The organism is Pseudomonas agarici (assembly GCF_900109755.1).
Taxonomy (GTDB): domain Bacteria; phylum Pseudomonadota; class Gammaproteobacteria; order Pseudomonadales; family Pseudomonadaceae; genus Aquipseudomonas; species Aquipseudomonas agarici.
The window spans coordinates 15,820-38,277 of record NZ_FOAR01000029.1; the positions used below are offsets into that span (position 1 = coordinate 15,820).

19 protein-coding genes and 1 tRNA gene are annotated in these 22,458 nt (G+C 52.4%); 12 read left to right on the plus strand and 8 right to left on the minus strand.

The annotated features are described in order from the left end of the window. The first annotated feature begins 37 nt into the window (after window positions 1-37). On the plus strand, window positions 38-1,180 hold the full coding sequence (locus BMX68_RS21395) for a hypothetical protein (RefSeq protein ID WP_017134038.1): 1,143 nt from the start codon (window positions 38-40) through the stop codon (window positions 1,178-1,180). Window positions 1,181-1,834: 654 nt separating this feature from the next. Here BMX68_RS21395 and BMX68_RS21400 read toward each other — a convergent pair. Continuing rightward, window positions 1,835-2,935: a hypothetical protein gene (locus tag BMX68_RS21400; RefSeq protein ID WP_060783760.1), complete on the minus strand. Its 1,101-nt coding sequence runs from the start codon at window positions 2,933-2,935 to the stop codon at window positions 1,835-1,837. Between the two features lie 1,523 nt (window positions 2,936-4,458). On the opposite strand from BMX68_RS21400, the gene BMX68_RS21405 reads away from it, so the two are divergent. Together BMX68_RS21405 and BMX68_RS21410 are read left to right on the plus strand one after the other, a co-directional pair. Further along, window positions 4,459-5,163, plus strand: a complete 705-nt coding sequence (locus tag BMX68_RS21405) for a LuxR family transcriptional regulator (protein ID WP_060783759.1) — start codon at window positions 4,459-4,461, stop codon at window positions 5,161-5,163. A gap of 724 nt (window positions 5,164-5,887) precedes the next feature. Beyond that, the gene (locus tag BMX68_RS21410; RefSeq protein WP_060783758.1) at window positions 5,888-6,607 is read left to right on the plus strand and encodes a helix-turn-helix transcriptional regulator; all 720 of its coding nucleotides are present in this window, start codon (window positions 5,888-5,890) and stop codon (window positions 6,605-6,607) included. 333 nt (window positions 6,608-6,940) lie between these two features. Here the strand turns inward: BMX68_RS21410 and BMX68_RS21415 are convergent, their stop codons facing one another. Together BMX68_RS21415 and BMX68_RS21425 are read right to left on the minus strand one after the other, a co-directional pair. Further along, window positions 6,941-7,897 (minus strand): hypothetical protein, encoded by a 957-nt coding sequence (locus tag BMX68_RS21415; RefSeq protein WP_060783757.1) that lies wholly within the window; start codon window positions 7,895-7,897, stop codon window positions 6,941-6,943. 1,268 nt (window positions 7,898-9,165) lie between these two features. Beyond that, window positions 9,166-9,816 carry a YceH family protein gene (locus BMX68_RS21425; RefSeq protein ID WP_017134036.1) on the minus strand — a complete coding sequence of 217 codons (651 nt, stop codon included), beginning with the start codon at window positions 9,814-9,816 and terminating at the stop codon, window positions 9,166-9,168. 130 nt (window positions 9,817-9,946) lie between these two features. On the opposite strand from BMX68_RS21425, the gene BMX68_RS21430 reads away from it, so the two are divergent. Both BMX68_RS21430 and BMX68_RS21435 read left to right on the plus strand, forming a co-directional pair. Continuing rightward, a complete protein-coding gene (locus tag BMX68_RS21430) occupies window positions 9,947-10,453 on the plus strand; it encodes a DUF1993 domain-containing protein (protein ID WP_017134035.1) in 507 nt (168 codons plus the stop codon). A 286-nt stretch (window positions 10,454-10,739) separates the two neighbouring features. Further along, a complete protein-coding gene (locus BMX68_RS21435; protein WP_017134034.1) occupies window positions 10,740-11,894 on the plus strand; it encodes an MFS transporter in 1,155 nt (384 codons plus the stop codon). Window positions 11,895-12,014: 120 nt separating this feature from the next. Here the strand turns inward: BMX68_RS21435 and nhaR are convergent, their stop codons facing one another. Next, window positions 12,015-12,920 (minus strand): transcriptional activator NhaR, encoded by a 906-nt coding sequence (gene nhaR / locus BMX68_RS21440; RefSeq protein WP_017134033.1) that lies wholly within the window; start codon window positions 12,918-12,920, stop codon window positions 12,015-12,017. A gap of 138 nt (window positions 12,921-13,058) precedes the next feature. Here nhaR and BMX68_RS21445 point away from each other — a divergent pair, with 138 nt between their 5' ends. After that, the gene (locus tag BMX68_RS21445; RefSeq protein ID WP_017134032.1) at window positions 13,059-13,301 is read left to right on the plus strand and encodes a hypothetical protein; all 243 of its coding nucleotides are present in this window, start codon (window positions 13,059-13,061) and stop codon (window positions 13,299-13,301) included. A 28-nt stretch (window positions 13,302-13,329) separates the two neighbouring features. Continuing rightward, window positions 13,330-14,079 carry a TerC family protein gene (locus BMX68_RS21450; protein WP_017134031.1) on the plus strand — a complete coding sequence of 250 codons (750 nt, stop codon included), beginning with the start codon at window positions 13,330-13,332 and terminating at the stop codon, window positions 14,077-14,079. Between the two features lie 58 nt (window positions 14,080-14,137). Here the strand turns inward: BMX68_RS21450 and BMX68_RS26010 are convergent, their stop codons facing one another. Further along, on the minus strand, window positions 14,138-14,305 hold the full coding sequence (locus BMX68_RS26010; RefSeq protein WP_017134030.1) for a hypothetical protein: 168 nt from the start codon (window positions 14,303-14,305) through the stop codon (window positions 14,138-14,140). Between the two features lie 169 nt (window positions 14,306-14,474). Between BMX68_RS26010 and BMX68_RS21455 the strand changes: the two genes are divergently transcribed. After that, on the plus strand, window positions 14,475-15,218 hold the full coding sequence (locus tag BMX68_RS21455; RefSeq protein WP_017134029.1) for a peptidase C39 family protein: 744 nt from the start codon (window positions 14,475-14,477) through the stop codon (window positions 15,216-15,218). Window positions 15,219-15,285: 67 nt separating this feature from the next. Here the strand turns inward: BMX68_RS21455 and BMX68_RS21460 are convergent, their stop codons facing one another. Beyond that, a complete protein-coding gene (locus BMX68_RS21460; protein WP_074862601.1) occupies window positions 15,286-16,569 on the minus strand; it encodes an NAD(P)/FAD-dependent oxidoreductase in 1,284 nt (427 codons plus the stop codon). Window positions 16,570-16,752: 183 nt separating this feature from the next. On the opposite strand from BMX68_RS21460, the gene BMX68_RS21465 reads away from it, so the two are divergent. The 3 genes from BMX68_RS21465 (at window position 16,753) to BMX68_RS21475 (ending at window position 19,096) form a co-directional block, all read left to right on the plus strand. Continuing rightward, a tRNA-Val gene (locus BMX68_RS21465) sits at window positions 16,753-16,829 on the plus strand. Between the two features lie 201 nt (window positions 16,830-17,030). After that, window positions 17,031-18,251 (plus strand): putative DNA modification/repair radical SAM protein, encoded by a 1,221-nt coding sequence (locus tag BMX68_RS21470; protein ID WP_017131476.1) that lies wholly within the window; start codon window positions 17,031-17,033, stop codon window positions 18,249-18,251. Continuing rightward, a complete protein-coding gene (locus tag BMX68_RS21475) occupies window positions 18,248-19,096 on the plus strand; it encodes a TIGR03915 family putative DNA repair protein (protein ID WP_017131477.1) in 849 nt (282 codons plus the stop codon). The genes BMX68_RS21470 and BMX68_RS21475 overlap by 4 nt, the downstream gene beginning before the upstream one ends. A gap of 186 nt (window positions 19,097-19,282) precedes the next feature. Here BMX68_RS21475 and BMX68_RS21480 read toward each other — a convergent pair whose 3' ends face one another. Together BMX68_RS21480 and BMX68_RS21485 are read right to left on the minus strand one after the other, a co-directional pair. Further along, entirely contained in the window at window positions 19,283-20,503 is a 1,221-nt protein-coding gene (locus tag BMX68_RS21480) for a diaminopropionate ammonia-lyase (RefSeq protein WP_017131478.1), read from the minus strand. A gap of 46 nt (window positions 20,504-20,549) precedes the next feature. Next, entirely contained in the window at window positions 20,550-21,812 is a 1,263-nt protein-coding gene (locus BMX68_RS21485; protein WP_017131479.1) for a Zn-dependent hydrolase, read from the minus strand. 143 nt (window positions 21,813-21,955) lie between these two features. Here BMX68_RS21485 and BMX68_RS21490 point away from each other — a divergent pair, with 143 nt between their 5' ends. Then, window positions 21,956-22,423 carry an Lrp/AsnC family transcriptional regulator gene (locus tag BMX68_RS21490; RefSeq protein ID WP_017131480.1) on the plus strand — a complete coding sequence of 156 codons (468 nt, stop codon included), beginning with the start codon at window positions 21,956-21,958 and terminating at the stop codon, window positions 22,421-22,423. Window positions 22,424-22,458 lie beyond the last annotated feature (35 nt).

Consider the following 22,458-nt stretch of genomic DNA (forward strand, 5'->3'; position numbering starts at 1 on the left):
CGGCTAGTTTCTAATGCTGTAGAAAACGAGGTGTATTATGGTTGTTGCAGAAAGCAAACAGTGGGTACGTAACGGGCGCTTCTCTATATCGGCAATTAGAAGCGAGCTGCCTATATATAGCAATGGCTTGAATATGTTAAAGGTTTTGGTATATATCTCACCTCTTGATTCAAATGGAGATGCACTTAGCGAAAGCGATCTGCCTGACTCGGAGGTGCGGCAGAGCTTAAAGCTCATCGATTACGATGATAGTAAAGAGCTAATTAAGAGTTCTGACGACGACAGTCCTCCAACGGAGGAGGGATGGTACTATGCGGATCGCCCGAATGGATTCGATTCTATACCTAATATGGGCTTTCCTGATTCAGTAAAAGATGAGTTATATTCTCTTGAAGGCGCCGATGCTTCTGTAAGGGTTATTGATTTTTATGTGCATTGTTTGTTTCAGACAACGAGTCGTGCTAAGCGAGTTGCGGTTAAAGTAACGCTGCCTGGAAGTGGCCAGGTTTTTACCACTGCATTCGGCGGGACTCTCAGCTCTCATGTCGATTTTCGTACCATTAAGCCTAGAAATTATGGTAAAGACGATTGCGTAATTGAATACTCTCCCTGGAAAGAGTTAGACACCACTTGCGAAAGTTCTATCAATTCGGATGAGCGCCCCGCTTTCTATGCAAAACAGGCATTTATTAGACTTAAGGAAAATGACAAATCATTCATTAAGTCAAAAATAACCCCTGTGAATAGCGATGACGGTAAGGATCATAAAACCCCTGATGAGATAAAACAGTTGGAAAGGGTATTTTATAATCATGATCTGCAATGGCTTAGAAGGTATTGCTTGGGTAGCAGGCTGGTTTTTACTTATTATGTTTGGGACATAAATAAAGAAGAGGGAGATATTTTTGGAGAGGCACCAAATAGGTATAAACTACTTGGGCGAAGTTATAGATATTGCCTTGGAAAAATTAAATTTCCTATATCGCTCTCCCCTCAACGAGTATCCGGAAGCCTCCCGGTGGTGATCGTAAAGCAAACTCTATCCGGATCTTCTGGTCAGGCACAAAACTATCCTATTAATGTAGTGTTGTATGAGCAATACGGTAACGCCTGTCGGGTTAAGCTGAAGATGTTTGAAACGGATGTACCGGAAGCTCAAGTAGCACTAATAGATGTTTAGGTATTTAGCTGCCAGGTAAAATTTTTACCCTCATCATTTTTCGGCCCCATTTTGGGGTCGAAAAATGAGGTAGTTGTACTAAAGCCGAAGAAGCACTATATGATGGAAAACGCACGTATGAGCTAGGCGCTCCATCAACCACTGTTCCCATCAAAGTTTGTATCCACACCCACATCTAGGACTGGCTGTTCGGCGACCAACCGAGCCGTTCGACACAGGCCAGCGGATGACGCTAATTGAACAACAGTCTATCGCGCACCCAATTCAAACCCGGTTGGAAGCATTCACCGCAACAGCTACATCTCAGGTTGAATGCACAAGGGTTGATTGATTTGCAAGGGTGGATGATCGCCATCGCTGAAACACCCATGATAGGTTGGAGAAAAAGGGAGGCACTTACGTCGTGCGAGGCACCATTCGAAGGGCTACGACCAAGCGGCGCTAAACAACGGGTATTAGTTGTTTAGCGCCGATGACTTTTTTCGGTTGAATGGGGGGCGGGTGAAGTTTTTTGGAATTTGCTCTCGTGCATTCACAGCTAGCTTCTGGACAAGGTTGTCATTACATACGGCAGTGTACTCATCAAGCAAAAGTCATTCTGTTTTCTGCTTGATGAGTACGGATGTATGGCTGAGCGTAATGATATATGTCAATTCACTTGAGCGATAACACCATATTCTGAGTGTTACCTTCGCCACGAACGTACTCAAAATTGACCATTTTGTCGTCAGATTGCGGTACACCGTCGACTGCAACAATCTTCTTGTTCAACATAACGCTTTTATCGAATGCGCTACCGATACCGTAAAGAATGATTTTCCCTTTGCAATTTTTTTGAAGGTTGAATAAGCCTTCAGGGTATACTAATTTTTCGTTTTTAAAATCAAAGGGATAACCTCCAGAATAGGTCTGGAATGTTATATTTGCATTATCGGCAATTGAAAATTGTGCAGTAGTCGCGACGTCATAAAATGAGACGAGGTCAGTGACAAATGTCACAGATGCGTCATCGTTAACGGCTATTCCAATGTTCTTGCGTAAGATAATGTTTGTACTTTTTAATTTACCCCATGCTTTTTCACTGAATACCATACCGGTTTCGGCTAACGTTATAGTGCCTGTTGTCGCCTCCACATTCAGAGAGTAATGATCTGGTTGCGACAGAGGTTGTGACGAAGGTTGCGAGGATCTCGAAATATTATATTGACTGAATGTCAGTAGAATATCCTCCGCCCGGATTTTTGCAGTTGAGCAACCCATGACTTGCATTTTTTTAGTACTGGCGTAGTTGAGACATTCGACTTGATAAAGGCTGGTGCCTTTCAGCGTCAGATCGAGATGGATAGCCGCCGCCATACCAATCACCAAAGAGGCAGGACCACCCGCTTTGATAGTATTGAAATTCTTTGCTTCGAATGAAGAATCGCTAATGACAAATATCACCAACGGATGTGGGATCATTTTTGGAATGTATGGCCCAATAGAAAAATCAACGATATCTGTTGGCTGATTGGGCACTGCTCGCATGATAAGCGTGGAGTTGCTAAGATTAATCTCAGAAGGTGGGAGTGTAGCATCGAAGCTCCCTCCCCATTCTGACGATTCGCTAGAAAGTAATGTCAAGGTTCCGGCTGGAGGAGTCATCGAAAACGATTTTGCGGGGTCCTTATTAAAGGAAGGAAGACTGATTTCATTCGTCCCCGGTAGGCTGTAGTTTTGGTTTTCTTGGGGATTCCACGTAAACGATTCAAGCATGATGTACTCCTAGGTTTTTTCACAAGTGAGTATGATATGTTTGCTATGTAATTTTTAATTATTCTGTATACGGCATATTATCGGGAAGGTTCTTCAGTTTAATTTATGAAATTATAAAGCTCTAAGATGAAAGCGTTCATCTTTATAATGGGCTCCACCGGTGCCGATATTCGGTGTTTCAGCATTGGCGCCAATTCCATTTGTTATTGAAATAATTAGCGCTGCTCGGTAAGGGATACTATATATTTTTCCGCTTGCTGGATTTATTATTTTTATTAGTTTTAGAGTTTCGATCTATTCCCCTTCCACGATATCGTTATCGAATCCTCTGCGCACTGGCGAGAGCATTTCATTTCACTATAAAATTCTGGTTAGTACCCTAATTCAAGTTCGCATGCTAGAAGTGCATGGCGAGGCGCCGTGACCGGCCAGAGTCCGCGATGGCGAATACCGGTAGCGCTGGCCGGAGGGCTTATGACGCCAAATCTGACTGGTATATTTGCACTTCCCATGCGGTGTTAAGCGCAGGTATCGTGATGCCCATTGGCAATCTATCAACGATGCTTGCTCGTCTGCTTTGCCTTACCTTCTTGGTAGAACTCGTCACACAGACTACTAATGCAAAGGGTGTCGTTGGCTGAAGCGTACCTATCACCAACCAAGGAGATTGACCGCATGGGATATCATATCGATGGTAAATACCCTGGTCGTTCAAATTATTATCTCAGATATTGAAAATTTGCTTCAGCATCTTTAAGTTTTAGCTCCGTGGCCGTCGGTGCCAAATTGCCCGATAGGGCGGTGATTTAACCGCCTCGACGGAAGGAGATATCCCTCCTCGCATATTGCCAATTGGCACTTTTACCTACCTGATAATTTTTCGTTGTTTCCTCTCGTTGAGCTTCGCTGCCTGATTGCCCAGCTCTATTATTACATTTTTGTTACGCGATGCTCAGCCGCGTCAAAATTTTTGCGGAGATTTGTTGACGCCATTTATTGCCAACGGTATAACAAGATTTGTCCAGCATTTTATACTAAAGTCTAATGCTCTCGTAATAAGAATCATACTCGATTAGAATGATAAGAAGACGGGGCTAACCAGTTACAGAGCGAGGTTCGTTGCCAGGCGGCGCTGTTGATGGTTTTGTTTACGAGATGATAAAAACTGTACAGTTTCTAAAATTTGTACAGTAAAAATTGGTGCAAGGAGAGGTGCACAAACGAGAAGGAATTGTACAGCTAGGTAGAGTTTGTACAGGAGTGGTGATATGTACAGGGCAGGTACAAATAGTATCCCAAGTGGCAGGTAAGCACACAAGGAGGAAGGATTTGGCATATAAATTTTTTTGTCACGAACCCGTTCAGCTTTTTGGTATAGGTATTTAAACATGTGCCTGAGTTTAAGCACCTGAACTAAATTGAGGATGACCTTTGCATATAGCTGAAAAGTTATCAGTTCATGCAATAAGAACTATTCTGCTCCGGTTTTGAGTCAAAAGTTGCCAAATGGCCGAGGAGGGCAAATGTCGCGACTGAATAATGAGAAGTCTTGGGATTTTCACCGGGTCAACGTTCATTTAAGCGAATTGAATAAATTACATAGGCTTGCTCAGGAGGCTGTTGGATTCGACTATTTTTCTTTTACCCACAAGCTTCCATTGCCGGCCTCAGCTCCAATAGTTTACACCTTCAATAATTTTCCGGAGGAGTTCAATCGAGTTTACGACGAAAAACAATGCTGGAGAATTGACCCGGTCTTTAATTATCTAAACAGAGAGGATTTTACGATCTGGAGCCTCAGTTTAGATAAGAAAAATCCTGTGGCTAAGTTACTAGAGGATAACCAGGAAATTAAAGATGGGGTAACTTATCGGTTTCCTCAGTGTAATGGTTCTATCGCTAGTATTTCTTTTGCAGGGCCGCAGTCAGTTACAAAAATGTATGCCCAATCGATATTTTTCAAAGTGTATAATGTGTACAAAGCGGCACTCAATGTTTTGTTGGAGAAGCGACGAGTAACATATAATGTGTGTGGGAGGCTTTTGACAGCCCCGGAGCTACGAATACTCAGATTGTCGGCAGATGGCATGACTGCTGAGCAAATCGCGGTACATATTTTTTTAACTCAAAGCACTGTACAATTTCATATAAAAAATATAGTGTCGAAACTCTGCTGTAAAAACAAAGCTCAGGCGATCGCTAAAGCTGCACTAATGAGTATATTGTAAACTTATATTAGGGGGGATTTTTGCGCCAAATCGCCCCTATATATTGCAAGTCATAAATTTGCTATAATGCCTTAAGCTACTATTTTTTTTGGTAGAAGCAAAAGGATTTTGCATATGAGGCGAAATTATAAATACTATCCGTGCGAATTTATTCGGGCTGAAATTATAGATGGTTTATTTTATTGACAAAAAATAGAAATCTGCAATATAAAAGATGCAACGAGAGCGATTCAGTTAGATGATTAGGTACGATATTTTTATTGCATTATTATTCGTTGAAATAATATAGCTACGATATGCTTATGAAAAATGGTCGTGCTGCTTTGCAATCGGTCTACAGGCGATTTTGAGTTAAGGCTGTTTTTCACTGCAGCTCAGGAAAACTAGTAATTTTCATAGTTGTGCGTTAACTGCCAATGGGGATACACTGATACATAAAAATTGTGAGGGGCGTAAAGGTACGGCCATTTAAATGGCTTAGTGATAGTGACTAATTTGCGAGTGGTCCGTAGGGTTAGTTCGTTCAAATTCGGCTGCCGAAAATTCATGGCCAAGACGCTGTAACCAGTCATAGCCTGCTAGGACGAGAAACAGCCATGCAAGGCCAGGGGTTTGTGGCATCGAAACTGACTAACAGACTCACCATACAGGGCACCAGGTGGCTAGATATTATCTTGGATAATTATGAACAATAATAACGGATTGGCGACAAAAGGAATTAGTCATGGAAGACAACTTTGCTCGGCTAGGCAGATATAATAAATCCTGGGATTTTCACTGCGTTAAGTTGCACCTAACAAAGATCAACGAGATTCAAACTCTCGTGCGAGAAAGGTTAGGGTTCAATTATTTTGGTTTGCTAATGAGGCAACCGTTACCTGTTTCTTCTCCACCCTTGTATGCTTTCTGTAATTATCCGCGTGAGTTGGTAAAACTCTATTGTGAGCGTGAATTCTGGAGAATTGATCCGAGAATCAATTCGATAGGTGATCAGGATTACATGATATGGCATAGAATTTTTCGAAAAAAAACCCATATGTATGAGTTGCTTAGTCACTTCAATGAGATGAAGGATGGGGTTACTTATTGTTTTCCATTGCAGGATGGTTCTGTTGCATACATGTCGTTCGCAGGTGAAACTATGGTAACAGATGCGCAAGTGCAAGCCATGGCGGCAGATGCTTATCTGATTTGCAAAACAGCTATCGACATAGCTGAATTAGGAAAAAAAACAAAATATAAACTTGTCGCCAGTGACTTATCACCTCAGCAGCTTGGCATACTCCGCCTTACAGCCGACGGAATGACAGCACAACAAATCGCACGCGAAATTTTTCTCACCAAAGCTGCAGTTGATTATCATTTAAAGATTATAAGCAAAAAAATGGCGTGTCATAACAAAACACAAATAATTGCAAAAGCCGCACTCATGAGTCTTTTATGATTGATTAGAAATTTAGCTAGCTTGGACTTTTTACTGAATCAAAATTATCTTTCTGTGAGGTGAGGTCAAGATAGTCATTGACAGATAAGTTTTCTAAGAGCGTCATTGCCGATAAAAAGATCATGGTCTAGTAGCCTGGTTGGTTAATATTTTATCTATTTCAAAAAATGCACTGTCTTCGCGGTGCTTTTGGGTAAACGAAATAACTACAAGGGCTACTAGTGTCTGTGCAGCTAGTTTTGTTCGTCAATTTCGGTACCACAAGCTGCTGTTCCTCCCATGTCGGATTGTGATTCGTTCCAGTGCTACGCAGTGAGTTATAGAGCTAAGTCGTTAATCTAGGCGCTTATCAGAGGAAATCGCAAATGGGGCGGCTCCTGAACTATAAGAAAAATCATATTCAGAATCAATAACCGTGGAGACTGAAATATTAGGTAATTTCATACTCATATCAATAGTGCTCTTTCTGAGTTTGCTGTCTCCGCCTATAAAATAGATGTATAGTAAATTATTCTCATCGTCGAGAATGATCGAAGGTGAACTAAATGCTCTGATTATGCTGCTCTCCGAAAGATTATATTTTTCAATGAAATCTCCTTCTTCGGCGTCGCCGGATTCAATTGCGTTAAAAAGGGCGCAATACAAATTGTTATTGTTGGTCCTATATAGAACTATATAGTTGTCCTGCCAGACTACCGCGCTAGGGCTGCCAGCGATCTCCAGGTCGTAGTCTTTTGGATTGCCAATTGTTTGACGAGTACAGTTAATCTGAAAGCTAGCGAGCTTTCCATTGGTATTGACATAGAAAACTCGTGGGCTATTTCCCGGTTGACCAACATATTGCGCAATAGATGGATAGCCAATGATGTCATAAGATTTTAGTTTTTTGTCCAGAGTGCTGAGGCTGGCGAGTTTCGGGGTGTTGTTTTCCCAGCCTAGAGAAGCCACGTTCAAGGTCCCGCGACTTTCTTGGTAAAACACATAAGAAGCTGATGATATATGAAATGGAACAATGGTTTCATGAGACGTAAAGTCTGTTTCGATTACAGTGCCTTCTTTGATTTCAATGAAGATAATTTTATTGAAAAAATTAACAATTCGATCTTCTCTGATAACCAAGTATATTTTTTCCTTGTATCTGATGCCGGTTGGATTGGCATATTTGCACTCTAGCTCAGTTGCTTTGATCTTTTTCGGTGGTGTCCATGCTGTCTGATCTATATTAGACCTAACTAAACTCCCATAATCCCGGTCGGATTTTAATTGGAGAAATATATAATGATAGCTCATTTGTGGGGCCTCTATAGGCTGATTTATAATTTGCTCTCTGTAAAGTCCTGAAATAGCTAAGTGGTGATAAATGACGTGATTGACTGTGATTATAATTTTACATTTAATCGCTGTAACTATTAATTTTTATAAATTTTTATGGATATGCTCACAAATTAGTGGGCGATAGTCGCTTTGGCCGAAGAAATGACACCTTTTCTTGGCCGGCATTTTTAGAGTGGGTGCTCGCCTTTTTCGGGCATTGATGCTGCAAATACGCTATCGAAACGATGACTCAAGCCACAGGAATCGCGGCTAGGTGTCATGGTCTCTCAGTTCAATTCACTAATATATGGCGTTCAGCTTCGGCACCTGCTCTTGCTTGGGGCTCGCACATCAAACGCGCGGTGGAGGTATTTGGAAATTTTTCATGAGTTTCCAGAAATCTATCAGAAATAGTAGCGAGGCTAAGTTCATCGTAGCGCATTATTGCTATATTTTTGTAGAAATAAGTCTGTTCGATATTTTAAGTGCTTGTGTTTCTAAATTATTACGCAATGAATCCTGTCGTAATCTATTAAATGGGAAGGGTAAGTTGTGACTACTAACGATGAGCATCCTCAGGATGCTGTTTGACTATGCTGCACTTAGTATTGATGTTTATCCTATGTTTTCTTATTTTGGCTCAATGGCAAATTGCGGCTAATTTGATATTTCAGGAGCTTCTGGAAGTTTAAAGAGGCTTTATGAGATGCTGGATAAGTTAATAAAAAATAGACTGAATTCAGTAAAAACAGCGCCCCAGCTTTTTTGATGAGTTTTCTGCCGTTAATGACAGCATTAATATTAACTGGGGACAATATTTCTCTGCATATGGCGCGTTAAAGCGTTTTTCTAGTGGAAACCAGCTACAATTTACGTTTCGAAGGATATAGCTACTAGAGTAAAAAGGACAAAGGATGTCATTGATTTCATTTGGTAGATCTTCGGGAGTTTGTTGATGAATATCAAGAAGGCTCGTTGTCGCTAACTGCCAAGCAGATTAGGGACTTAAAGCAAATATATGACAAACTCGCAAAGATCGATTATGAGGAAATAATACCGGCTTTTTACGTGGATGGTGCGGCAATGGCTTGCATAAGATACGAGCCTGTAAAAACCGCAAGTTTGAATTAGGCTGCGCCATAAATAAATCTGCTTTAGCGGAGTCGAAAGTAGACTCGCGGATTTTTCAGGTACTCGAGGGCAGGGGTAGATCGTGTTTGATGGCGTCAGCCGAATCCTGGAGGTTACTGCTCCAGCCGGGTAAGTCGCTCTTCCAGCTCAGCAATTCGTGCTTCCAGCTCTGCGATTCGCTCCGCCGACACACTGACGGAACTCCCGCGTTCAGAGCCCTGCTGGCGAGCGGCGATGATCGTTTCGATATCAACCGGGTCGCCCAGGGCGTGGGTGTAGCGATCTTCGCGCTGTCCGGCCTGGCGTGCAATCAACAGTGCCAGGCCGCGAGCGATCAGGCGCTCCAGCTGGTGCGCCACCTGCTCGGTGTCCTCGAATTCGTGCATTCGGCCGCTGCGGGTCAACAGTTCATTGACTGTCTGCGGTCCACGCAGGAACAACAGACCGAGCAATACCACCTGCGCTGGCACTAGCTCCAGCGCCTTGTCGATCCGATGCTCCCAGCGGTCGGCTCGGCTGCCCATCACCAGCCGAGTGAACCCCTGACCTTCAAGGGTGCGAAGGCCTTGTCCGACTTGGCCCTGACTGAGGTAGGTCACCGGTTCGCGGCTGGTTTTCTGGTTGCAGGCGAGGACCAGCGCATTGAGCGTCAGCGGATAGGTTTCCGGGTTGGTGGCCTGCTTTTCAATCAAGGAGCCGAGGATGCGGATTTCCGTGCTGGTCAGTCGTGATTGGTCGACGCAAGTCTCTTGCTCGGTGCTCATTGTGCTGTCCCCTCTGCGTTGAAAGGCCACTAGCCTAGGACTTCCCGGTGTAAAAAGACAAGCCGCCATGCCGCCGAGCCTGTCTATAATCGCGTGGTTTCATTCCTGCCATCTTCGCTGTGAGATTCTCATGACCATTTCCTTGTACGCCGCCTCCGTCCCAGTCTTCAAACAGATGCTCAGTGCCCTGAGCGATGTTCTGAACAAGGCGCAGGCCCACGCAACGAGCAAGAACATTGACCCAAGCGTATTTGTGCAAGCTCGTCTGGCTCCTGACATGTTCCCACTGGCGCGCCAAGTGCAGATCGCGGTCGATTTTGCCAAGGGCGTGTCTTCGCGTCTGGCGCAGATCGAGGTACCGTCCTACCCGGATACCGAAACCAGCTTCGCTGAACTGCAAGCGCTGATCAGCAAGGTATTGGCTCATCTGGACAGCATTAGTGCCGAGCAGATCGATGGCAACGAGGGCATTGAGATCGTAACCCGTCCGGGCACCCCGAAAGAGAAGCGCTTCAGCGGCCAGTCGTACCTGCTGAGCTATGCTCTGCCACACTTCTTCTTCCACGTGACCACGACCTACGCAATCCTGCGTCACAACGGCGTGGAAATCGGCAAGCGCGATTTTATCGGCGCTTAATGTAATCGCCCTGGGGCGCTTGGTACTGAAGTGCCTCGGGGTAATGCCGTGTGCTCGAAGATAGCGAGCTTATGAAGAATATAGCCCCGGTGGCGCGGAGCTTGTCCACGAAGGGCCCACGATTTCCCCGGGCGCGTGTCATGGCTTCCCTTCACAATATCCTTCAGCGACAGACCATGATTCGCGTTTTGTCATAAATGCTCTGTTACAATCGCTCCATCCTCACTTTTCCTCTTTTCAGCGAGCCTTCGGGCAGTCGCTGACGTTCTGGTTTGCGGAGTTATCCATGCTGTTACCCATTCTCCTGTTGTCGGCCGCCGGTTTTACCGTGCTGACCACCGAATTCGTCATTGTCGGGATCTTGCCCTCGATTGCTCGCGACTTGGAGATCAGCATTCCCCAGGCCGGTTTGTTGGTGACTCTGTTTGCCTTCACCGTGGCGACCTTTGGTCCGTTCCTGACCGCCTACTTTTCCCGCTTCGAACGGCGGCGCCTGTTCATTGCCATCCTGGTGATGTTCGGGTTGGCTAATACCGTGGCGGCGCTGGCTCCGAACATCTGGGTCATGGCGAGTGCCCGTTTGCTGCCGGCACTGGGATTGCCGGTGTTCTGGGCCCTTGCCAGTGAAACAGCAGTGGATATTGTCGGGCCGGATTATGCGGGCCGGGCGATTGAGCAGATCGGCCTGGGCATCGTTTGTGCCACGGTATTCGGTATCCCAGTGGGCACGTTGATCTCTGATGCGTGGGGCTGGCGCGTGGCTTTTTCGATCCTGGCGGTGGTGGCCTTGATCAAGGCCTTGTTGCTGTGGCGATACTTGCCCGCGACCCGTTTGCACCTGGAACAGGTGTCGCTACGCGCGCAGTTTGGGATACTGCGTCAGCCCTTGATGATCGGTCATGTGATGCTGTCGGTCCTGGTCTTCAGCGGCATGTTCACGGTCTACACCTACCTGGCGGATATTCTCGAGCGCCTGGCCGGTTTCAACGGCACCATCGTCGGTTGGTGTCTGATGGCATTCGGCGCGGTCGGGCTGATCGGCAACTCCTTGGGCGGGCGCCTGGTCGACCGCCATCCGTTGATTGCCTCGCTGGTGTTCTGCGCCTTTATGATCGGTGCGATGGTAGCGCTGGTGCCCAATATTCATTCCACGTTGGGCCTGACGGTGGCGCTAGGTGTTTGGGGGGTGACCCAGTCGGCGTTGTTCGTGGTTAGTCATGTCCGGCTGATGAAGGTTGCGCCGCGCGCGCCGGCCTTTGCCGCATCACTGAATATCGCCGGCGCCAACCTGGGAATCGGTCTGGGAGCCATAGTGGGTGGACGGGTGATCGACAGTGTGGGCTTGGGCAGCCTCGGTTTTGCTGCCGCCGGCTTTATCCTGTTGGCGATGGTGCTAAGCCTGATTCTGATCGGCGTCAAGTCGCGCATGGTGACTGCCTAGCGGCCTGTGTGGTGAGTTCTGTTAGGCAATTTCGGCAGTCACCACCCAACCCTGGCCTGCGTTGCCGTTGCCCGCCATAGCCCGGCTATGACTCGTCCCAGCGTCTCGGCCATGGACTGCCTAACCGTACAGGCCACTGAACAGCTCGCGCCGGGCGCCTTCGGTGATCGCCAGGATGCTCGGATGCTTGACCTTGCGCTCCACCGAGATCGCATAGAAGGATTCGCTCACTGCATCGGTTTGGCCCATCAGCTTGACGCCATACTGCTTGCACACTTCATCGGCGATGACACTCGGAGCGATAAAGAAGCCACTGCCGGATTGTCCGAAAGCCTGCATCAAGGCACTGTCGTCGAACTCTCCAACAATTTTCGGTTGGATCTTCTGTTCGGCAAGCCAACGCAATAACCGGCTGCGCACGACGGTTTCCTGACCGGGAATCAGTAGCGGCGCACCCTGCAGGCAGTTCGGGAAGGTGTCGCCGTAGCGTTGCGCCAGCGCCCTGGTAGCGAAAAAGCTGATCCCGCACTCACCCAGCTTCTGGCTGTAACCTTTGATATCCAAGTGGGTCGGCATCGGGCTATCGGAAATCACCAGGTCCAGGCGCTGGATGGCCAGGTCCGCCAGCAGGCGTTCGAGCTTATCTTCGCGGCAGGTAATTCGGATCGGTTCGTCCAGTTCCATAGTCGGGGCAATCAGTCGATAGACGATGGACTTGGGCACCACATCCGCCACTCCGACCCGAAAGAGCACCTGCTGTTCTTTGGGTTCTGCCCGCAGCATGGCCTCCAGCTCGTTGCCCAACTGAAACATCTGCTCGGCATAGGGTAGGGTCTGGCGGCCGGCCTCGGTCAGTTCGAGTTGGCGTCCGGCCTTGCGCAACAGCTCTACACCGAAGGTCTGTTCCAACAGGCTGATCTGGCCGCTGATGGTTTGTGGGGTCAGGTTCAGTTGTTCGCAGGCGCGCACGATGCTGCCGGTCTTGGCCACCACCCAAAAATAGTGCAGTTGTCGATAATTGAGCATTGCGATCATCACTTCGTAAAAACCGAAGTATAGCGCTTGAAAATACGAATTTTTCTGAAGTATTGCGCTCTCTACAATACAGCGCTATCGGCGAGCCAACTGAGAGGCGCGCCTGGGAACAATTAGTAGGAGCCCTGGATGAAACACCCTTCGATCATGACTACTTCGCTGCTGATGGCCACCTTGCTGCTGCTCGGTGGTTGCGACCAGGCGGAGAAAAGCGCCCAGCAACTGCTGGGCAAAGCGGCTGAAACGGCCAAGCAAGCCCTCGACGACACGCACAAGGCTGCCGACCAGGCTCTCAGTGAGGTGATCAAGGGATTGCCGCTCAACCCGTCGAAACCTGCGGAAGAGACTGAAAAGTCGTCCCAGGAAATCTAAGTCGCTTACCCGGAGCCAGGACTGAATCATGGAATACCTGTTGGAACTCGCTGTCAGCCCCACCGCCTGGATTGCCCTGGCGACGTTGATCGTCATGGAAGTCGTGCTGGGCATCGATAACCTGATCTTCATTTCGATCCTGACCAATAAGCTGCCCGCGCAGTTTCGCACCCAGGCGCGGCGAGTCGGTATCGGCATGGCACTGATCCTGCGCCTGGCCCTGCTTGGTACTATCGCCTATATCGTCAAGCTCACGGCACCGGTGATCGACGTGTTCGGCCAGGGGTTTTCGTGGAAGGACATGATCTTGATCGCCGGCGGCCTGTTCCTCGTCTGGAAAGCCACCACGGAGATTCATCACAGCATGGACCCACGAGCCAAGGAATCCGAGGACAAGAGCTCGCGGGTTGCCTTGGGTTTCGCCGCGGCTATCGGCCAGATCCTGATGCTCGACCTGGTCTTCTCGATCGACAGCATCATTACTGCGGTAGGCATGACCGAACACCTGCCGATCATGGTGATCGCGGTGGTGGTGGCGGTGGCCGTGATGTTGCTGGCTTCCGAGCCGCTGGCGAAGTTCATCAACGACAACCCGACTGTCGTGATGCTGGCCCTGGGTTTCCTGATCATGATCGGCATGACGCTGATTGCCGAAGGTTTTGGTGCCCATGTGCCCAAGGGTTATGTGTACGCCGCCATGACCTTTTCGGCGGTGATCGAGGGCCTGAACATGCTGGCTCGTCGTGCCCGGCAAAATCGCGAGGCGGTGGAGGCCTGATTCGCCTCCATAATCATCAAGGCCGTCTGGTTTCAGGCGGCTTTTGTGGGAAATCTCATTAGTGGGCGCTGACGGTGCGTCCCTGTGATGGGGCGGCTTCTTTCGGTTGCGAGGGCGCGGCCTGCGGGGGATGGCGCCGCGAGATTCTCAGGATTGCCCACAGCATGGCTGCCGCGACCGCCAGCCAACCCAGGATCAACAGTGTAACTGTCACGATAAGGCTCATCAGTGCCTCCTTCGCCCCGAAGGGCCGCTCACTTCGTTTCGCTTGAGGATTAGTCTAGCCGCTGGCATGTTTCAGGCTATTGACCAAAGGTCGTGTTCGCCCAGTCATTTCGTTCTATGGCATTAGATAAACTGTGATGAAAAGCTATACCTGCGCGTAAGCGGGACCTATGATCAAGACCCGAGCCGGGGCTGACCTTGCCTGGCACCTGATCAAGAGAGTGAAGATGTTTGAGGGATTGACCCATTTGCGCCCCATGCCATCCCGTCGATTGTTGATGGTGGGAGCTTTGTTGTTAGCCCTGGGCGGCTGTGCCGGCAGCGTCCAGCCGCCAATCCAGAATTTGCCGGAGCGTGTGGAGCTTAACGGGGTGCCGTTCTTCCGTGGCGAGGCTTATCAGGGCGGTCCGGGGGCGCTGGCCAGCATGCTTTCGCAGCAGGGCGTGAGCGTGACGCCGGGGCTTCTGGACAAGCCATTGAGGTTGCCGGGGGGCGAGGCGGATCTGCAGCGCAATATGCAGGTGCTGGCGCGCGAGTATGCAATGGTGGTCTATCCGCTGGACTCCGAGTTGCCGGCGTTGTTGACTCAGGTCGCGGCCGGCTATCCGGTGATGGTGCGATTCAATGAGGGGCGTTTCTGGTCCGAGCCGCGTTATGCCGTATTGGCTGGCTACAACCGGACCAAGCAGACGGTATTGTTGCGGGCGGGGATGAACCGTCGGATGCTGATGGATTTCGCCACCTTCACTTCGGCCTGGAAGAGTGCCGGTGGCTGGGCGGTGCTGATCCAGTCGCCGGCACAATTGCCGGCTCAAGTCGATCAACGGCGCTGGTTGCAAGCCGCCGATGAATTGGCCCGGGCAGGACAGGAGCAGGCGGCCGCCAAGGCGACCAAGGCCCTTGCCGGGCATTGATCGCTTGCCATGAGCGTTCCCACGTTTTCGCCTGGGAACGGTCGTTGGGCGCAGCGCCTTCAGACTCTTAAACCCCGAGTTTGTCCCGCATCGTGTAGTACCACGCCCCCAGTGCAGTAAACGGCGTGCGCAACAGCCGGCCACCGGGGAACGGATAATGCGGCAAGTCGGCAAAGGCATCGAAACGCTCGGCCTGTCCGCGCAGGGCTTCGGCCAGCACCTTGCCCGCCAGATGCGTATAGGTCACGCCATGGCCGCTGCAGCCCTGGGAGTAGTAGATGTTGTCACCCAGGCGACCCACCTGAGGCAGGCGCGACAAGGTCAGCAGGAAATTGCCGGTCCAGGCATAGTCGATCTTCACATGCTTGAGTTGCGGGAAGGCCTTGAGCATTTTCGGCCGGATGATCGCCTCGATATTCGCCGGATCCCGTGCGCCATAAACTACTCCTCCCCCGAAGATCAGGCGCTTGTCGCCGGAAAGACGGTAGTAGTCCAGCAGGTAGTTGCAATCCTCCACGCAGTAATCCTGCGGCAGCAACGACTTCGCCAGTTCTTCGTTCAGTGGCTCGGTGGCGATCACCTGGGTGCCGCACGGCATCGACTTAGCGGCCAGCTCCGGTACCAGGTTGCCCAGATAGGCGTTGCCCGCGACGATGATGAACCTGGCCCTGACCTTGCCTTGCGGCGTATGCACTTGCGGGTGGGCACCGCGCTCGATACGTACTGCCGGCGATTGCTCGTAGATCGTGCCGCCGAGGGATTCGACCGCCGCCGCCTCGCCCAGCGCCAGGTTGAGTGGATGGATATGGCCGCCGCTCATGTCGAGCATGCCCCCCAGATAGTGACCGCAATCGACCACTTCGCGGATACGGCGCCGATCCAGCAATTCCAACTGGGTATGTCCATAACGCTCCCAGAGTTTCTTCTGGGATTGGAGGTGGTCCATCTGTTTTGGGGTAATGGCCGCGAAGACGCCGCCGTCCTTCAGGTCGCACTGGATGTTGTACTTGGCGACTCGTTGCCGAATGATCCGGCCACCTTCAAAGGCCATCTGCCCGAGTAGTTGCGCCTGTTTGGTATTGACACTGCGTTCGATCACATCGATGTCACGGCTGTAGCTGTTGACGATTTGACCGCCGTTGCGGCCCGAGGCGCCAAAGCCGACCTTGGCGGCTTCCAGTACCGTGACCCGAAAACCGTTTTCCAGCAGGAATAGAGCACTGGAGAGGCCGGTATAGCCGGCGCCGATCACGCATACGTCGGTCTCGATATCGTCCTGGAGGGCCGGGCGCCCGGTAGCCGGATTGGCCGATGCGGCGTAATAGGACTGGGGGTAGGGGGTGTTCGCCATCCTGCAACCTCTGTTTTATATTTTTTACGAGTGGCCCGATCCTACCTCAGATGCAATACCCCCGCCAGCCACTCGAAACATCGGCGCTGTCGAAGGCAAAAATAAAAATTCGCTTATTCATAGACTTAGCGGCAAAAAGAGATTGACACACTTGCGCAAATCCGTAGAATGCCGCCTCACAGCAGGCACGTAGCTCAGTTGGTTAGAGCACCACCTTGACATGGTGGGGGTCGTTGGTTCGAGTCCAATCGCGCCTACCAGATAAAATCCGCTCTGCTGGGCGGTCTAGAAAGGCTCACCGAAAGGTGGGCCTTTTTTGTTGGTGTTGTCCCGTCCTGAATAAGGTTTATCTGTTTTTGATGATGAGCGACCTATTCGCTTTTTTATCCGGTTCTTGAAGACGCTTGCACGGAATCGTATCTCGGAATACTGTATGAATAATCAGTATAGAGATAGATCCCATGCAGCTTATCGCCAAGCTCGGCATCCTCGCCGACGCCGCCAAGTACGACGCTTCGTGCGCCAGCAGCGGCGCCCCCAAGCGCAGCTCCCGAGGTCGTGAAGGGATCGGTGCCACCGATGGCATGGGTATCTGTCATAGCTACACCCCCGATGGTCGCTGTGTTTCGTTGCTCAAGGTGCTACTGACCAACTTCTGCCTCTACGACTGCCAGTACTGCGTCAATCGCCGTTCCAGTAACGTGCCGAGGGCGCGTTTCACGCCGGAGGAGGTGGTGCGTCTGACCCTCGACTTCTATCGGCGCAACTGCATCAGCGGGCTGTTCCTGAGCTCGGGCATTATCCGATCGGCCGACTACACGATGGAACAGTTGGTGCGGGTGGCGCGGTTGCTGCGCGAGGAGCACCAGTTTCGGGGCTACATCCATCTCAAGACCATTCCCGACGCCGACCCGTTGTTGATCGAGGAGGCCGGGCGCCTGGCGGACCGCCTGAGCGTGAACATCGAGTTACCCACGGCGGCGGGCCTCAAGCTGTTGGCGCCGGAGAAGCAATTGACCACCATTCGTCAGGCTATGGGCACCATCCACCACGGCCAACAGGCGGTGGCCGGCGAGATCAAAGCGCCGCGCTTTACCCCGGCGGGGCAGAGCACCCAGATGATCGTCGGTGCCGATGCCAGCGACGACCGTACCATTCTGCGCAACGCCGAATCGCTCTATCAGGGGTATGGCTTGAGGCGCGTTTACTACTCGGCATTCAGTCCGATCCCCGACAGCCCCAGCAGCGTACCTCTCGCTGCGCCGCCATTGTTGCGTGAACATCGTTTGTACCAGGCCGACTTCCTCATGCGCGGTTATGGCTACAAGGCCAGCGAGCTGTTGACCCAATCCACCCACCTGGCGCTGGACATTGACCCTAAGCTCGCCTGGGCACTGGCTAATCGCGAGATCTTTCCGCTGGATGTGAACCGCGCCGAGCCGGCGTTGCTGGCACGTATTCCGGGGATTGGCCTGCGCAGCGTGCAACGCCTGGTGGCGCTGCGCCGTGAGCGACGTATCCGCTATGACGACCTGATCCAGCTGCGCTGCGTGTTGGACAAGGCCCGGCCCTTCATCGTCACCAGCGACTATCGACCGCCTCAGGCGCAGATGTGCAGCGGCCTGTTGCGGGCGCGCTTGCGCGAGCCCCAGGCACCGCTGCAGATGGGGTTGTGGGGATGATCGCGCTGGACTGTAATGACGACTTCGGCATCTGGCGCGATCAGGCGCGGGTACTGCTTGGCCACGGTATCGATCCGGTCGATGTGACTTGGGCGCAAGGTCCGATGGACGATCTGCTGGCCGTGCCGACACCGTTGCCAGAAGGCTGTGGGCTGTTTTTCGCACGAGTCCCGGCGACTTTGCTGGCCCAGCTCGAACAGGCTGGGCGCTATCGCGGTGAGCAGCGCTGGAACCTGCTCTACGAAGTGCTCTGGCGTGTCGCCCACGGCGATCGCACCGCCATGCTCGCTGGTGATCGTCTGGGCAGCGAGCTGCAGCGACGGATCCGGCAGGTCCGCCGCGAAGCCCATCATCTGCATGCCTTTGTGCGTTTCGTACCATTGCCTGAAGCACTCGCCGAACGGCTGCAACTGGATCTGGTGGCTTTCCACGAGCCGGCCCACGACATCCTCGAAAGCGCCAGTGGCCATTTCGCCGAGCGATTGGGGCGGCACCGTTGGCTGATTGCGACATCTCGTGACGCTATCCGTTTCGATGGGCAGGTGTTGGACTATCGACGCTGTTGTCCCGAGGAGTGGCGACAGTGGGCTCGCCATGCCGACGATCCGGGTGCCGAATTATGGCTAACCTACTACCGACACACCTTCAATCCGGCCCGGGTCAACCCCGATGCGATGCGCCAGCACCTGCCCGGACGTTTCTGGCGGCACCTGCCGGAAGGGCCGCTGATTCCACGGTTGGTGGGCCTGGCACGACAAGGCAAGCAGCGTGATGGGCAGGCGCAAGAAGTAGGGCAGCAGGGCGGCAAGCAGATTGCAGCCAGGGAGGGCAGGTGCGGGCGCTAGGACCGTGCGGTTTTTGGTTTGGCCCAATCGGGTGCAGGCGTTGCTGGAGAGTTCCGGCCCAGGTATTTCCCACGATCAGGAGAGCCTCACCGTTGCCCCGTCATAAACGATAGCGATTCTGGTTCGATAATCGGCGACAAAGCTGTAGGTAAGTTACTGAGCCTTTTTACGTTCAGTTGATCGTCTCTATAGAGCCTGGCAGGGCTTCCAGTCTCGTTGACGCCGGGCAACTGCCTGGGCGGTTTCTCCCACCAGCGCCTGGTAGACAGAGGGAGCGGTGGCGCCCTCGGTGCTGATCAACAACACCCGTGAGTGCTCATCGAGGCCAACCTGGGCCTTGAGCGCCGGAACTTTGATCAGGTGAATCAATCCGGCCAACCCGGCAACCGCCGACTCGCCGGCTATCAGCGGTGTGTCGCGGCGGCTGCCACGGGCCAGGATGCGCATTGCGTTGATTGCTTCATGGTCCTCGATGGTCAGGAAATGATCGATGGCCGGACGCAGGAATTTCCACGCCAGGGGTGAGGTTTCGCCGCAGGCCAATCCGGCCATCACCGAGTCCACCGAACCTTGGGTACGGCTGGCATGACCACTCAGGGCGCTCTGCAACAGGCAGTCGGCTTGTCGCGGCTCCACCACCGTCATATGCGGTCGAGCCTGTCCATGGTATTCCCAGAAGTAGCTGGCAATACCCGCGGCCAAACCACCGACCCCGCCTTGTAACAGTACATGGGTAAAGGCAGGTTGTTCGAGGCGCTGTTCGAGCACTTCGGCGGCAATGGTGCCGTAGCCCTGCATCACGTCGCGGGGGATCTCTTCGTACCCTTCATAGGACGTATCGGAAACGACCCACCAGCCGTTGAGGGTCGCCAACCTCGCGGCTTCTTCGACGGAGTCGTCATAGTGACCGCTGATACGCACGATCCGCGCGCCATAAGCGGCGATGGCGGTTTCCCGTTCGTGACTGACATTGGCATGCAACACGATGACGCAACGGCAACCGACACTTTGTGCCGCCGCAGCCAGGGCGCGTCCGTGATTGCCGTCGGTGGCGCTGATGACTGTGAAATCGGCCAGCGCGTCGCGATATTCGCCATTGAGTAAGCGGCGCACTTCGAAGTGCCTCGAGCTAAACTGCCCAAGCAGCAGACGCACCAGGGCGACCGGCGCGCCGAGGGCCTTGAAACTGCCCAGTTTGGAGCGTGCCGACTCATCCTTCACGTACAGTTGATCGATGCCCAGGCTGGCCGCCAGGTCCGGCAATTCGAACAACGGCGTAGGGCCTGGGTTCAACTGGCTCCAGTTGGCTAGCCAGGCACGGCTCTGGTGGGCCTGCTCGATGCTGAGAATCGCCTTCAGCTCATCGGGGTAGCGCTGGCGGCAGGCATTGTCATTGCTGATCAGCATTGCAGACTCCATAGGAGGGGGAAACGGAGGCAGGGTTTGCCGGCCATCAGCGGCTGACGGCGAGGCGCCGAGTCACGACATCGAGTAACACCTCGGCGCCTTTGAGCAGTTGCTCGTCGTCGGTGTGTTCCCGTGGGTTGTGGCTGATGCCGCCGCGGCTGGGAACGAAGATCATCGCCGCTGGGGCGATGCGGGCGATCATCTGCGCGTCATGCCCGGCACCGGAAGTCATGCGCCGCGACGAGAACCCCAGACGCCGGGCCGAGGTCTCGATTTCGTCCGCTAGCCCAGCATCGAAGACCACCGGTTGGAAGCGCACCAGTTGTTCACACTGGATGTGTACGCCTTCCTGCTCGGCGACGTGCCCAATGATCGTGTTCAAGCGTTGCTCGGCGGCCCGCAGACGAGCCTCGTCCGGATCGCGCAGGTCGATGGTGAAGGTCGCCTTGCGCGGGATCACGTTGATCACATCCGGTTCAAAACGCATGCAACCGACAGTCGCCAGGGTGGTGCCGGACGAGGCCTGGGCGAGATCGCGTAATTGGCTGACAAGGGTGCAGGCGGCCCAGCCGGCATCATGGCGCAGGCTGATCGGGGTGGTGCCGGCGTGGTTGGCGTTGCCCTGTACCGTGACCCGTTGCCAGGAAATGCCTTGCAGGTTCTCAACCACGCCGATCAGGGTATTTTCCGCCTCCAGGATCGGCCCTTGCTCGATGTGCAGTTCCAGGTACTCATGGGGCCTGATGGTGCCTGGCAACAATTGGCCGGCATAGCCGATACGGGCCAGTTCATCACCCAGGCGAGTGCCGTCGGTGCCTTGGGTCGACAGCGCGGCTTCGAGTGTCAGGCCACCGGCGTGCACCAGTGAACCCATCATGTCCGGCTGGTAGCGCACACCTTCTTCATTGCTGAAAGCAGCAATCACCAGCGGTCGGGCAGGGTATTGGCCGGCCTCGCGAAAGGCACGGGCCACCGCTAGCCCTGCCAGTACGCCGTAGCAACCATCCAGCGCGCCGGCGTTGGTCACGGTGTCAATATGCGAACCGACCATCAACGGTGCCAGCGGGGTGTCGTGTCGAGGTTGCAGGGTGCCGAAGATATTACCGATGCGGTCGATCTGCACCATGAGTTTCAGCTCGTTCATCCATTCGACCAACTGGTCGCGCCCAGCCTTTTCCGTATCGGAAAAAGCGATGCGTGTGCGTCCCCCGGCCTCATGATCGCGACCGATCTCACCAAGCGCCTCAATCTGTCGCAGGAGTTCGGCGCTGTTCAAGCGCAGGGCGGCGGGGAAGGTGGAACAGCTCATTGGCAACTCTCTTGTGTAGAGGTTTTGGGTATGAATGAAATAATATCTCGCCCTCTGCGCACTCTTTTCTTGATATTGAGGGTGTAGGCGATGGTTTTTTGCATCATGCAGAGGCTTTCATCAATCTTAATGCGAGGTGTACCGTGGGCCTGGATGAGTTCGACCGCCAACTGATCGCCGCGGTCCAGGAAGATGCGGGACTGTCCCAGAGCCAATTGGGCGAACGGGTCAATCTGTCCTCCGCCGCAGTCAATCGTCGGCTCAAGCGTCTGAGCCAGATCGGTGCCATCCGCAAGAGCGTTGCCCTGGTCGATCCTGTCGCGCTGGGCTATCCGCTGACGATCATTGCCGAGGTCGAGGTGGAAAGCGAGCGCCTGGATCTGCTGGATGCGATGAAGCGCGGCTTTGCCGATTGTCCTCAAGTCCAACAGTGCTACTACACGACCGGAGAATGGGATTTCGTGTTGATCCTGGCGGTCAGGAGCATGGAGCACTACACCGAGCTGACTCGGCGGTTGTTCTTCGAGAACAACAACGTCAAACGCTTCAAGACGCTGGTCTCCATGAGCAGCGTCAAGGTCGGCCTGCAAGTGCCGGTCGACGAGGTGTAGCGCTACGGCGCGGCTATCATCGACACTGCTCATCG

Bases quoted from the DNA above. Each gene is read 5' to 3' on its own strand.
- BMX68_RS21395 (WP_017134038.1), top strand. From the start codon at position 38: ATGGTTGTTGCAGAAAGCAAACAGTGGGTACGTAACGGGCGCTTCTCT.
- BMX68_RS21400 (WP_060783760.1), bottom strand. From the start codon at position 2,935: ATGCTTGAATCGTTTACGTGGAATCCCCAAGAAAACCAAAACTACAGC.
- BMX68_RS21405 (WP_060783759.1), top strand. From the start codon at position 4,459: ATGTCGCGACTGAATAATGAGAAGTCTTGGGATTTTCACCGGGTCAAC.
- BMX68_RS21410 (WP_060783758.1), top strand. From the start codon at position 5,888: ATGGAAGACAACTTTGCTCGGCTAGGCAGATATAATAAATCCTGGGAT.
- BMX68_RS21415 (WP_060783757.1), bottom strand. From the start codon at position 7,897: ATGAGCTATCATTATATATTTCTCCAATTAAAATCCGACCGGGATTAT.
- BMX68_RS21425 (WP_017134036.1), bottom strand. From the start codon at position 9,816: ATGAGCACCGAGCAAGAGACTTGCGTCGACCAATCACGACTGACCAGC.
- BMX68_RS21430 (WP_017134035.1), top strand. From the start codon at position 9,947: ATGACCATTTCCTTGTACGCCGCCTCCGTCCCAGTCTTCAAACAGATG.
- BMX68_RS21435 (WP_017134034.1), top strand. From the start codon at position 10,740: ATGCTGTTACCCATTCTCCTGTTGTCGGCCGCCGGTTTTACCGTGCTG.
- nhaR (WP_017134033.1), bottom strand. From the start codon at position 12,920: ATGCTCAATTATCGACAACTGCACTATTTTTGGGTGGTGGCCAAGACC.
- BMX68_RS21445 (WP_017134032.1), top strand. From the start codon at position 13,059: ATGAAACACCCTTCGATCATGACTACTTCGCTGCTGATGGCCACCTTG.
- BMX68_RS21450 (WP_017134031.1), top strand. From the start codon at position 13,330: ATGGAATACCTGTTGGAACTCGCTGTCAGCCCCACCGCCTGGATTGCC.
- BMX68_RS26010 (WP_017134030.1), bottom strand. From the start codon at position 14,305: ATGAGCCTTATCGTGACAGTTACACTGTTGATCCTGGGTTGGCTGGCG.
- BMX68_RS21455 (WP_017134029.1), top strand. From the start codon at position 14,475: ATGATCAAGACCCGAGCCGGGGCTGACCTTGCCTGGCACCTGATCAAG.
- BMX68_RS21460 (WP_074862601.1), bottom strand. From the start codon at position 16,569: ATGGCGAACACCCCCTACCCCCAGTCCTATTACGCCGCATCGGCCAAT.
- BMX68_RS21470 (WP_017131476.1), top strand. From the start codon at position 17,031: ATGCAGCTTATCGCCAAGCTCGGCATCCTCGCCGACGCCGCCAAGTAC.
- BMX68_RS21475 (WP_017131477.1), top strand. From the start codon at position 18,248: ATGATCGCGCTGGACTGTAATGACGACTTCGGCATCTGGCGCGATCAG.
- BMX68_RS21480 (WP_017131478.1), bottom strand. From the start codon at position 20,503: ATGCTGATCAGCAATGACAATGCCTGCCGCCAGCGCTACCCCGATGAG.
- BMX68_RS21485 (WP_017131479.1), bottom strand. From the start codon at position 21,812: ATGAGCTGTTCCACCTTCCCCGCCGCCCTGCGCTTGAACAGCGCCGAA.